This is a genomic window from Acinetobacter sp. 1424608, assembly GCF_000588255.1.
Lineage (GTDB): Bacteria > Pseudomonadota > Gammaproteobacteria > Pseudomonadales > Moraxellaceae > Acinetobacter > Acinetobacter nosocomialis.
This window is the reverse complement of record NZ_JFXL01000006.1, coordinates 105,431-117,197: the sequence shown is the minus strand read 5'-3', so window position 1 is coordinate 117,197 and position 11,767 is coordinate 105,431. Positions and strand designations below refer to the sequence as shown.

Sequence of the window (11,767 nt, the reverse complement as noted above, 5' to 3'; positions counted from 1 at the left end):
CCCTCAACTTTATCCTTGTGTACGTAAAATCTCTTGTCGCTGCGCTACTTTCTTTTGCCACTGCTCAGCACGGCGCGTACGGTCAGCAACTTGACCCACTAACTGTCCACATGCAGCGTCAATATCATCACCACGTGTTTGACGAATCGTACACACAAATCCGGCATCAGACAAAGTTTTTTGGAACGAGATAATACGATTTCGACTTGAGCGACCATATGGCGCATGAGGGAATGGATTAAATGGAATTAAATTAATTTTACTTGGTAAGTTTTTAAGCAACTTAAGTAACTGCTGTGCATGTTCAGGCTGATCATTTACACCTTCTAACATCACATATTCGATAGTCACATGTTTACGCGCACTTTCATTACCATCTTTGGCAATATAACGCTGACACGCTGCAATCAACTGAGCCAATGGATATTTTTTATTAATAGGTACAAGTTCATTACGTAGTTCATCGTTTGGTGCATGTAAAGAAATTGCTAATGCAACATCAATATCTTGTGCAAGTTGGTCAATTTTCGGTACAACACCAGACGTTGACAAAGTCACGCGACGTTTTGACATGCCATAAGCAAAGTCATCAAGCATAATGTGCATTGAGCTTAATACAGCATCATAGTTGAGTAATGGCTCACCCATACCCATCATCACCACATTAGTTACTGAACGCTCGCGCTCGGCAACAGGCACTTCTTCCATATAGGAATAGTTTGCCATCCAAAGTTGCCCAATAATTTCATCTGGCGTTAAATCGCGCTGAAAACCTTGCTTACCTGTTGAACAAAATGAGCAGTCTAATGCGCAGCCCACTTGTGAAGAAATACATAAGGTTTTGCGTGAACCAGTTTTATCTTCGGCAGGAATTAATACAGTTTCTACTAAAGAGCCAGAACCTTCACCTACGCGAAACACCCATTTACGTGTTCCGTCTTTTGAATAATGACGGTGAACCACTTCAGGAGCTTTAATTTCACAAATTTGTTCAAGCTTTGCGCGCAATTTGCCTGAAATATTGGTCATTTCAGCAAAATCAGTGACAAAATATTGATGAATCCATTTCATAACCTGCCCGGCACGAAACTTTTTCTCACCAATATCTTCAAAGAATTTTTCTAATTGAGCGCGTGACATGCCGAGTAAATTCACTTTTTCGGCAGCAGGCGATGCTGGCGTGGACGAAGATTGCTGCTGTCCATCAAGATTTTCAGATGAAACGACCACTGCAGAACTCATGTGTATTTACCTAAACCATGTCAAAAAAAGAATATATTGTTCAAGAATCAAACAATATGCTCTTGAGAGAATAAAAAAACCAGATAAGTAGTATACCACTTATCTGGTTTGAATGCTTTCGATTAACGAGTGCGTGGGCAGATCTCGTTGTCAGCAAAGAAGTAAGCAATTTCACGCTCTGCAGAAGCAACTGAGTCAGAACCGTGAGCAGCATTTTCGTCGATGCTTACAGCGAAATCAGCACGGATAGTACCAGGAGCCGCTTCTTTAGGGTTTGTAGCACCTAAAATTTCACGGTGAGCAAGAACTGCGTTTTCACCTTCAAGAACAGATACTACAACTGGACCAGAAGTCATGAATGCAACTAAGTCACCAAAGAAACCGCGTTCTTTGTGCTCTGCATAGAAACCTTCAGCATCAGCTTGAGAAAGGTGTTTCATTTTAGTCGCAACAATTTTTAAACCCGCTTTTTCGAAACGAGCAAAAATTTCACCGATGTGGTTTTTAGACACAGCATCTGGCTTTACGATAGACAAAGTACGTTCAATTGCCATGAGTGGCTCCTTTATTTTAAGATTTAAACTTTAAAAAATTTGCCGCATTATACCGATGTCATAGGCAATAATCAGCTTTGAATGTGTAAAAGTTGCGATTTTTTCTACTGTTTTTAGCGAACTTCATCTAACCAAGCCATTTGGATGGCTTCTAGCAATCCTTCGGTTGATTTATTTGGGTCATCACTAAAGTCTGGTAACGCACATACCCATGCATGTAAATCGGTAAAACGAATCCATTGCGGATCAACTTCTGGATGTGCTTCTGACAATTCAATGGCAATATCAATCGTATCTGTCCAACGTAAGCCCATAGCGGCTCCTATCTGTTTAATCTGCTAAATCACGAACTGTGTACTTTAGCAAATCCACAAACGTAATCGATAGCTTAAGCTGATAAAAATTACTGTTCGTTATAAAGCAATGCCCAATAATGGCGCGACAAAAATAATCAGACTTGCTACTGCCGCACCAATAAGTGCGCCTACAATCACATCACTTGGGTAGTGAAGCCCAAGCACCATACGAGACAATGCCACAAGCACCATGAATGGCAACATGGCAGCCAGCAATACAGGCTGGATATAACCCAACACAATTGTCACCATCACTGCATGTAGCGTATGACCTGATGGAAAACTAAAGTGATCAAGTGGTCTTTCCCCAAGCACAATCACCTGATGTACTTGGTAAGGGCGTGGACGCGTGGTTTTATGTTTTAAGAATTTATAAATTGCTGTTCCGACCGAACCACCAAGTAGCAAATAGATAATTTGCAAACTATAGGTAATGCCATGCATTCCCCATACAATTGCCAGCATGAGGTACCAAAATGGCCCATCGCCCGCACGGCTAATAATTTTGAAAAATAAAGCTACACGCTGTGAATGGGAAAAGTGATTGAGGTATAAACAGCCTCGTAAATCTAGATCGAGTATTTTTATTTTTGCATTCTTTAATTTCATGGTTGTTCTCCTATTTTAGGATACTTAGGTGAAGTCCACCGAGGATTCCTTCACTACCTGATAAAATGCCTGTTCTAATTGCTGTACCGGAAGTTGCCAACCGCTTTGCTGTACTTTACGACAGGCTTGTATGCCCATTTCTCTAAGTTGTTGTACTGAAGGGAGTTGATAAATTTGTTGTATAAAATGGTTTTTCTGTCCAAGTGGACTTAACCAACCACTTACGTTATGGACTAAATATTGATGTGCACATGCATAATCATACGCGATAACAGGCAAACCGCTTGCCATTGCCTCTAAAACTACGTTACCAAACGTTTCAACCTGACTCGCAAATACAAAGACATCAGCACTTGCATATGCTATTGCTAAATCTTGTCCACGCAAACTACCCGTAAAAATGACATTTCTCGCTTCAGGTAATGCTTTTAATCGAGCAAGATCTGGGCCATCTCCTACCACCACAAGTTTAGTTTTATGTTGCTGCATATTTTGCATAGCTTCATAGCTTTCAACAATCAATTGAACTTCTTTTTCTGGTGATAAACGCCCTACATACAGCATGACACGAGTATCGGCATCGGCACCCCATTGCTGGCGTAAGCTTTCCGAACGATGTTTTGGTGAAAAGCGTGTGGTATCGACCCCTCGTCCCACCACAACCAGTGGACAGGTAATACCAAAACCACGTAAAGCTTCTTCGGTATCTTTACTTGGCACACAAGTCACTTGAGTATTGTTATGAAACCAGCAAAGATATTTTTGAATTGGCTTAACTAAAAAAGCCAAATCAAAGAATCGGCTAAAATCTTGAAATGGTGAATGAAAGCCACTAGAGACAGGAATATCTTTTGCTTTTGCAGCTTGCATGGCTGTTAAGCCTAACGGTCCTTCCGTCACGATGTGCACAACATCTGGCGCAAATTTTTCAAAAGCTTTTGAAACTTTTAAATATTGAGGCCAACCAAATTGTAGAGTTGGATATTTAGGAATAGCCTGTGACATGACGAGACATTCTTGCTCTGGTAGAAAATCATGACACTTGGCTTTTTGTTCTGGGCGAACCAGTAGAATTTTATGACCTTGTTTTTGCAAACCTTGACATAACTGTAATAACGAAAGTGCTACACCATTAATTTCTGGTGGCCATGTCTCTGTCACAATCGCAATTTTTAAACGGGGACGAACCAACCCGTGAAGTTGGTGCAATTCCTGAGTATTAGACAACTGCTGTTTTTGTTTAAAATAGAAGTGGAAGCTTTCAGGGAGTTGCTGTTGTTTTAATAGTGCTGTCGCGTATGAGCCTTGCATAGCGCCATCCATCAATGTATTTATTTTCATGCTTAAAGATTAAGCAGCTTTCTTGACACTTTGATGATAAATGCATGACAGTTTACTGACATGAAAAATTAAAAAAGCACGCTGAGAACAGCGTGCTTTTTTATAAACAGACAAAAAACTTAACGGTTCTGCAATTTTGCATAATCCATAAGTACATTTGCTGCTTCATTCACAAATGTTTCTTCTTCTGGCAATGCAGGACGTTGGTTGGCTTTCATTTTGGCACGAGATTCAGCCAATGCATCTAAGGAAGCCTGATAGCTTTCCCAGTTAGCAAAAGGTTTTTGACCCGTCGCTACACGGCGTTCATTTTCAGCATCTAAAGTTTGCTTTTCTAAACTCAGAAGCTCTGCGCGGCGCTTATCAATATCAAGAACAACTTGTTTCTGATCGCTAGTCACCTTTGCGATTGCCGTACGTTTATTTAAATATTTAAACTGTGGATCGACTGCTACACGTTGCTCTGAAAGTTGAGACAACTTCGCCACATATGGCTGCACTGAACCTTCACGTTTAAATGGTGCAGTTGGAATCGTATCCCACTTCAACGCATTTTTCGATTTACGCTCACCAAACTCTTCGTTATAAATATCAACAAGCTTAATGTCTGGCACTACACCTTTGTTTTGCGTACTACCACCGGTAACACGGTAGAATTTACGCTGAGTTAAGGTTGCTTGACCATATGCCAAAGTATCGAGTTGGACCTGAGCTGTACCTTTACCTGTGGTTGTACTACCAATGATAATGCCACGCTCATAATCTTGAATTGCAGCAGAGTAAATCTCACTTGCAGATGCCGATGCTAAGTTCACCAATACAGCGAGTGGACCTGTATAGATTTGCTGACCACCATCGTTGTCTTCAAATACACTTACATTGCCATTGCCGTCACGAATTTGCACAACCGGACCTGACTTAATTACCTGTCCAAGCATACGTGCAACTTCTTCTAATGAACCACCTGGGTCATTACGCAAGTCAATAATAATACCTTCAACTTTCTTAGCTTTTAATGCCTCAAACGCATTTGCAGTGTCTTCAGAAACTGAACGATATTGCTGACCAGCACGACGTGAACGATAGTCGAAATAGAAAGATGGAATTTCAATGACACCTAATAGATGTTTTTTACCATCACGTGTTACTTCAACTGTACGTGAACGGACGCCCGCATCTTCTTCTTGAATGACATCACGCACCAAGGTCACATTGCGTGCCTGACTCATTGACGCACCGGCACCAAGAAGTTTCAGCGTTACTTTTGTGCCACGCTTACCACGGATCAACCCAACAATTTCTGAACTCGACCAGCCGACCACATCAATCATTTTACCGCCCTCTTGAGCGACACCAACGATTCGGTCTCCTGATTTCACTTGACCAGACTTACTTGCCGGGCCACCTTCTACAATGGTTTCAATCTTGGTGTAATCTTCATTGCCACGCTCTGGACGAATCGATACCCCAATACCTTCAAGTTGTAAGGTCGTTTGGCGGTTCAGTTCTATCGCATCAATTGGCGGATAATAGTTACTATGTGGATCATAAGTCGCCAACATTGCATTTAATGTTTTATCTAAAACATCGTCGCTTTTCACACGGCTAATTCTTTCAAGCTGACGTGTATAACGCTTGGTCAAAGTCTGAGCCGGTGTTAAATCTTCTGGGCCTGTTAAGTCTTGACCATCAGCAAGTGATGGATTTTCTTTTAATGCCTTTTGTTTTGCCTGCTCTTCTTCACGGCTAATCGTTAAATTAATTAACTGAGAAACTAACATTTTACGCCAGTGATTTTGCTGCTCAGCCGATGTTTTAAAATACGGTGCTTTTTCGCGATCTACTTCAATAAAAGTATTTGGCTGTTTTAAATTTTGTGGTTTCTTTAACTCAGCAAGCATGAACTCATAAAATTGTTTTAAGCGTTCACGATATTGCTGGTGAATAGCAAACGGTCCAGTTAAATTCCCCGCTTTTAATGAAGCACCAAAATTTGAACCATAGAGCTTTTTATAATTTTGAACTTCAGCGTCTAAAAATAATGAATGGTCTGGATCAAGACTATCTAAATACATATCGAGAATACGGTTAGATGTATTCGCATCCAAACGCATATTTAAATAATGTTGGCGATCAACTAAAGTTGCCAGTTGACGAGCCACCAAGGCCTGCTCTTGCGTTGGCTGGATCGATTGAGAAACAGCAGCTGTATTGGTTGCTGCTCTTGCTTCGTTCATCGTATGAGAGAAGAATAAACCGCCAGTCGCGATTGCTACTGCACAAGCTATAGTTTGAAGTTTCATAAATTCTTAATACTTCCTTGGGTGTTCGTATCTTACACGCTCTGTTTTCGATATGAACTAAGCAGATTCAACATCTTAACCAACTAAATTGTTTATACCGTGTAGTTTTATCATATTCTGTACTGACAAAATGTAGCAAATCATTGCAAAATTCGCTTATTGTTTTTCAATCAAAATTCAAATGGAACCAATATGATTGGCGCGTTGATGCTGGACATTGCCGGCACAGAACTTACTAAAGAAGATATTGAACTATTACAAGCTCCGCAAGTCGGTGGCATGATTTTATTTGCACGAAATATTGAATCACCACAACAAGTCCGTGCTTTAACCGACCATATGCGTCAAGTTCGCCCAGATATTTTAATTGCTGTCGACCAAGAAGGCGGCCGGGTTCAACGTTTAAAATCTGGCTTTACACTATTGCCAGCCATGGGCCGCTTTGGCGAACTCTATATCACTCAACCACAAAAGGCTATAGAACTGGCTGAACAGTGTGGCTGGTTAATGGCAACTGAAGTCTTAGCTGTGGGGATCGATTTTAGTTTTGCACCAGTTTTAGATCTTAATGCGATTAGTGATGTGATTGGTGACCGTGGCTTCTCTAAAAATATTGAAGATATTGCTCCTCTTGCTGGTGCATTTATGCGCGGCATGAAAAAAGCCGGCATGGCAAATACTGGTAAGCACTTCCCGGGTCACGGTTCGGTCAAAGCCGATTCACATGTCGCAGCCGCAATTGACAGCCGTAGCTATGACGAAATTTACAACCATGATATGCAAAGCTTTATTAAGCTTATGCCTGAGCTAGATGCGCTCATGCCTGCACATGTAATTTACGACAAGGTTGACCCAAATCCGGCAGGTTTCTCACCTTTCTGGATTCAAGAAGTCCTTCGTAATCGCTTGAAGTTTAATGGCGTACTTTTCTCTGATGACTTAAGCATGCAAGCTGCTTGTGTCGCTGGTGGTGCAGATGCGCGTATTCAAGCAGCTCTAGCAGCTGGTTGTGATATGGGACTAGTGTGTAATGACCGTAGTGCAGCATGTACAGCACTCGATGGTATTGCAAACTTAGAACTACCAAATCAAGAACGTTTAGAACGTATGCGTGGTCGAATTCCACAAATCCAAGTTGGTGAAACTTTATCGCTTGGAAATGAATGGCAAGCTGTCAAAACTGCCATTGAAGAGTTTAAAAATTCGATTTAAGTTAGTAAAAATTTTAATTGGCTACAAAAACCTATTCACTATCTGATACGCGGTTAAGTCATACGCAACCTGCTCATCTGCTGAAGGATATTGATTGCTTCAATATATTTGATAGATGCAGAAAGTGAACAGGTTTTGCGTATGACAATGGTTTTGGTTACTTTTCCCGAAAGAAAAGTAACTCCAACTGAAAGTTCATCCCAGAATGCCAACCTAATTGACAGGACTCCGTCATGCAGGTTCATTCACCATCAATGCATTAGAACCTCTTCATTGTTATTAATAATGAAGATCACACAAAAACAATAAATCGAGTTCAGGACGAATGACACAACACCTTTCAAAACCCCGCCACATTTCTTTTACAGCCCACTATACAGGCTATATCTGGTATCAAATGGGGATCTCACACGAAGCACTTGCTACGAGTAAAGGCAAATCTTTGGCATATTTAGTTCACCCATTAGAATCTTGGGCAGAGAAATATGTCGGTGGCAGTATGCGCACGACACTTAAACAGCGCCATACTATGCTTGATCATGATTTAGAGAAGTTAATTCAAGAAAATCCTGATTTACAGGTGCTTGAAATTGCTTGTGGTTTATCACCACGTGGCTGGTGGTTTAGGCAGCATTATCCTTCTATTAGCTATCGAGAGCTTGATTTGCCCGATATGGCTCAAACAAAACAAAATGCACTAAAACAAATTGAAAAAAATGCACCTGAAATTTTATCGGTCGATTTATTTACCGAGGCTTTCGCACAAGCGTTTGAAGTGTTTAACCCTAGCCGTCCACTAGTTGTAATCAGTGAAGGTTTAATTAACTATTTTGATAAAGACTTATTAAAGCAACTGATCCAATCCATTGCCCACTATGGTGCTTCTTTTAAAAAGCTTCATTATTTAACCGACCTGTATCCTGAACCCGTTAAGAACAAACTCGCAAGTATTATCTGGAACAGTAGTAAATTACTTAAACTTATGTCTCGAAGCTCATTTAGTTTTCATTTTAAGACTCCACTAGAAGTGAAAGACTTTTTTAAAGATGCAGGCTTTAATCAAGTTAACGTTGAACAACCTCAAATATTCTTCGGACAAGTTTCTAAAGAGAACGATGAAGAGCATTTAGGTGACTTAGTATGGACTATCCATGCTCAATTGAAATAAAAAAAGAAGTCTCAATATTTTTGGGACTTCTTTTTTATAAAAAATTAAACTTTATGCTGCTTGCTTTTGGCGGGCAATAAAACGTCTTAAACGGTCAGCAAGTTCGAAACTGCCATGTTTAAATAAAGCACGGATTCCTTGTTCAGTAGCTTCAAAGATTAAACATTCAATCGAAAAAGCACCCTCTTCATCTTCTAAACATAGTGCCAGATCCCGTGGATGTTCATTTACAAAGTCGAGCTGTTTCACATCATCTAACTTCAAATACATTCCAAAGAAAGTCACATCCACAATCGTTACTGGGATTTCTGATTTACATTCACGGTGGCTTAGTTTGGTTTTAGGCTGCAGAACTGAAATCCGTTCTTCACCTCGGCGTTCCATGTTTTGCATTTGCTCACGCGTCATTGGAATAATGCCATCCAGATTTTGGATAGATTCACCTTTCAAAAATGAAGTGAACAAACTCATAGTTTCTTTACGGCGCTGAAGCTGTGGCACATGATCTGCGTTAGCAATCAGAGCAAATTCCATATCCGGACATTGCAAAGCAAAATTGGCATTTTCATGAGGCAAAGTAAAACTATCGTACTGCCCTGCTGCGACCAGTGTTTTACACTGTGGAATCGGTACATCTGTTAAGCGTAAAAGTCGATTACAGTTAATGTCATAACGTTCACGCTCGGTCCCCGTAAACTCAGCCATTTGCCTAAAAAATAATTTTTTAGCTGTCGGTGACATACGTGTTTTATCTAATTTGGCATGATTCACCAAATATAGAATCACCGCTTGTCCAAACTCTTCCATACGATTTTCTTGCATGAGTTTGAGTGATTCTTCCAAAATCATCCGCCAACTTTTACGGGTCTTTTGCATGACACCCATTAAAATCATACGGTCCATTAAATCTGGACGGTGATAAGCAAAACAAGAAGCAACAACTGAACCCAACGACATTCCCATTACAGAAACTTTTTGAATTCCCACAATATCTAACCAGCGACCTAACATTGCGGACAAATCAGGTAGTTCTAATGTTCCAGCAGAAATTCCGGTATCTCGATTGGTAATTTGTTGATTTGCGCCCATAGATGGCAAGTCGATTAAAATGACCGGGCCACTTTCAAACAGTTGCTCAACACAATATTTATAAGAGTTAAAATTTTGAAAAGCACCACCAACAATCACAATCGGTGTTTTGTGAATGGTTTTTGGGTCTGCAATCGCCATGTATTCAATTTTCCAACCGTCAATCCATGTCGTACGAGCTGGCTGTTTAAAACTATCTCTATGGTAGATATCGAAAAACCCAAAACCGGCATAAGCTTGGTTTATCTCCGAATCCATTTGAATAATGGAATTCATATCCTTGCTTCCTCCTTGCTGTAATTTTTTTATGCTGCAAGAGTTCCTTCTTGAACATGTAATCTTTTATGCACAAATCTTTAAAATTTGTATTAGTTTGTATTGCACAAGTCCATTCTAAACAATTGTCTGAAATATACGCAATCGCTGAAATGACCGCTCATCTTGTTTAAGCCGCGAATAGTTTGCAAAATATTTAAATGTTTTTTTATAGCGGTCACATTTTTCAAAAAAAGCCATTCATTGTTCCGCATTTGACTGCTACTATCGTAGTCATTGATAAATGATTAAAAACTGCTATGCAAGATTCAATTGAACAATATATGCAAAAAGTCGGGCAACAAGCACGAGAGGCTTCACGTGTTTTAACAAGTGCTTCGACTTCGCTTAAAAATCATGCACTCTCTGCCATTTACACTGCTTTAGAAAATAATCAGGCAGCGATTTTGGCGGCGAATCAACTCGACATGGAAAAAGGCCGTAGTAACCAACTTGACAGTGCCTTACTTGATCGTCTTGAACTTACGCCCGCACGTTTTAAAGGGATGTTGCAAGGTTTAAAAGATGTGATCGCTCTCGTCGATCCAATTGGGGAAATTACGGATCTTGCATATCGCCCCACAGGCATTCAAATTGGGAAAATGCGTGTGCCTTTGGGTGTAGTAGGTATGATTTATGAATCACGTCCAAACGTCACACTTGAAGCTGCATCTTTAGCAATTAAATCGGGCAATGCCATTATTTTACGTGGTGGCTCAGAAGCACTTGAGTCAAACAAAGCAATCGCAGAAGCAGTTAAACATGGTTTAAAAGTTGCTGGTTTACCTGAGCACTCAGTACAAGTGATTGAAACTTCTGACCGTGCGGCAGTTGGTCACCTCATTACCATGGCTGAGTATGTAGATGTCATTGTTCCACGCGGTGGTAAAAGCTTAATTGAGCGTGTAACCAACGAAGCCCGTATTCCTGTGATTAAGCATCTTGATGGTAACTGCCACGTGTTTGTAGAAGCACAAGCAGACTTGCAAAAAGCATTACCGATTACTTTAAATGCCAAAACTCATCGTTACGGTGTTTGTAATGCGATGGAAACACTGCTTGTTGATGAAAAAATTGCAGATGTTTTCTTACCACGCATTGCTGAACTTTATGCTGAAAAACAAGTTGAGTTACGTGGCTGTCCAGAAACACGTCGTATTTTAGGAAGCTCTGTAAAACCTGCAACAGAAGAAGATTGGTATACCGAATATCTAGGGCCGATTCTTGCAGTTAAAGTGGTTAGCGGCATTGATGAAGCAATTGACCATATCAACAAATATGGTTCGCATCATACCGATGCAATTGTGACTGAAAACTATACTTTAGCTCGTCAGTTCTTGGCTCGTGTAGATTCAAGTTCAGTCGTAGTTAATGCCTCAACTCGTTTTGCTGATGGCTTTGAATATGGTTTAGGTGCTGAGATTGGTATCTCAACTGATAAAATCCATGCACGCGGCCCTGTTGGCTTAGAAGGTTTAACTTCTCAAAAATGGATTGTGTTAGGTGACGGTCAAATTCGTCAATAAATCCCTTATTTAAATAAAAACGCCTGATCCATATCAGGCGTTTTTATTTTGT

10 protein-coding genes are annotated in these 11,767 nt (G+C 40.4%); 3 read left to right on the top strand and 7 right to left on the bottom strand.

What is annotated here, in order from left to right; all coding sequences use genetic code 11:
* Positions 1–9: 9 nt before the first annotated feature.
* The 6 genes from rlmN to J678_RS12425 form a co-directional block, all read right to left on the bottom strand.
* Positions 10–1,242 carry a 23S rRNA (adenine(2503)-C(2))-methyltransferase RlmN gene (rlmN, locus tag J678_RS12450; protein ID WP_002053401.1) on the bottom strand — a complete coding sequence of 411 codons (1,233 nt, stop codon included), beginning with the start codon at positions 1,240–1,242 and terminating at the stop codon, positions 10–12.
* Positions 1,243–1,364: 122 nt separating this feature from the next.
* A complete protein-coding gene (gene ndk / locus J678_RS12445) occupies positions 1,365–1,796 on the bottom strand; it encodes a nucleoside-diphosphate kinase (RefSeq protein ID WP_000963851.1) in 432 nt (143 codons plus the stop codon).
* A gap of 113 nt (positions 1,797–1,909) precedes the next feature.
* A complete protein-coding gene (gene iscX / locus J678_RS12440; RefSeq protein ID WP_000524329.1) occupies positions 1,910–2,110 on the bottom strand; it encodes a Fe-S cluster assembly protein IscX in 201 nt (66 codons plus the stop codon).
* 99 nt (positions 2,111–2,209) lie between these two features.
* Positions 2,210–2,761 carry a phosphatase PAP2 family protein gene (locus tag J678_RS12435; RefSeq protein ID WP_004710660.1) on the bottom strand — a complete coding sequence of 184 codons (552 nt, stop codon included), beginning with the start codon at positions 2,759–2,761 and terminating at the stop codon, positions 2,210–2,212.
* Between the two features lie 24 nt (positions 2,762–2,785).
* Positions 2,786–4,084 (bottom strand): glycosyltransferase family 4 protein, encoded by a 1,299-nt coding sequence (locus J678_RS12430; RefSeq protein WP_079377326.1) that lies wholly within the window; start codon positions 4,082–4,084, stop codon positions 2,786–2,788.
* A 137-nt stretch (positions 4,085–4,221) separates the two neighbouring features.
* On the bottom strand, positions 4,222–6,405 hold the full coding sequence (locus J678_RS12425) for a carboxy terminal-processing peptidase (protein ID WP_004710662.1): 2,184 nt from the start codon (positions 6,403–6,405) through the stop codon (positions 4,222–4,224).
* A 192-nt stretch (positions 6,406–6,597) separates the two neighbouring features.
* Here J678_RS12425 and nagZ point away from each other — a divergent pair, with 192 nt between their 5' ends.
* On the top strand, positions 6,598–7,617 hold the full coding sequence (nagZ, locus tag J678_RS12420) for a beta-N-acetylhexosaminidase (protein WP_017393921.1): 1,020 nt from the start codon (positions 6,598–6,600) through the stop codon (positions 7,615–7,617).
* Positions 7,618–7,942: 325 nt separating this feature from the next.
* On the top strand, positions 7,943–8,785 hold the full coding sequence (locus J678_RS12415; protein ID WP_032027330.1) for a class I SAM-dependent methyltransferase: 843 nt from the start codon (positions 7,943–7,945) through the stop codon (positions 8,783–8,785).
* Between the two features lie 51 nt (positions 8,786–8,836).
* On the opposite strand, the gene J678_RS12410 is transcribed toward J678_RS12415, so the two are convergent.
* Entirely contained in the window at positions 8,837–10,150 is a 1,314-nt protein-coding gene (locus J678_RS12410; protein ID WP_017393923.1) for an alpha/beta fold hydrolase, read from the bottom strand.
* A 299-nt stretch (positions 10,151–10,449) separates the two neighbouring features.
* Between J678_RS12410 and J678_RS12405 the strand changes: the two genes are divergently transcribed.
* Entirely contained in the window at positions 10,450–11,715 is a 1,266-nt protein-coding gene (locus tag J678_RS12405) for a glutamate-5-semialdehyde dehydrogenase (protein WP_017393924.1), read from the top strand.
* Positions 11,716–11,767 lie beyond the last annotated feature (52 nt).

Bases quoted from the DNA above. Each gene is read 5' to 3' on its own strand.
- J678_RS12415 (WP_032027330.1), top strand. From the start codon at position 7,943: ATGACACAACACCTTTCAAAACCCCGCCACATTTCTTTTACAGCCCAC.
- nagZ (WP_017393921.1), top strand. From the start codon at position 6,598: ATGATTGGCGCGTTGATGCTGGACATTGCCGGCACAGAACTTACTAAA.
- iscX (WP_000524329.1), bottom strand. From the start codon at position 2,110: ATGGGCTTACGTTGGACAGATACGATTGATATTGCCATTGAATTGTCA.
- J678_RS12430 (WP_079377326.1), bottom strand. From the start codon at position 4,084: ATGGATGGCGCTATGCAAGGCTCATACGCGACAGCACTATTAAAACAA.
- J678_RS12425 (WP_004710662.1), bottom strand. From the start codon at position 6,405: ATGAAACTTCAAACTATAGCTTGTGCAGTAGCAATCGCGACTGGCGGT.
- J678_RS12405 (WP_017393924.1), top strand. From the start codon at position 10,450: ATGCAAGATTCAATTGAACAATATATGCAAAAAGTCGGGCAACAAGCA.
- ndk (WP_000963851.1), bottom strand. From the start codon at position 1,796: ATGGCAATTGAACGTACTTTGTCTATCGTAAAGCCAGATGCTGTGTCT.
- J678_RS12435 (WP_004710660.1), bottom strand. From the start codon at position 2,761: ATGAAATTAAAGAATGCAAAAATAAAAATACTCGATCTAGATTTACGA.
- rlmN (WP_002053401.1), bottom strand. From the start codon at position 1,242: ATGAGTTCTGCAGTGGTCGTTTCATCTGAAAATCTTGATGGACAGCAG.
- J678_RS12410 (WP_017393923.1), bottom strand. From the start codon at position 10,150: ATGAATTCCATTATTCAAATGGATTCGGAGATAAACCAAGCTTATGCC.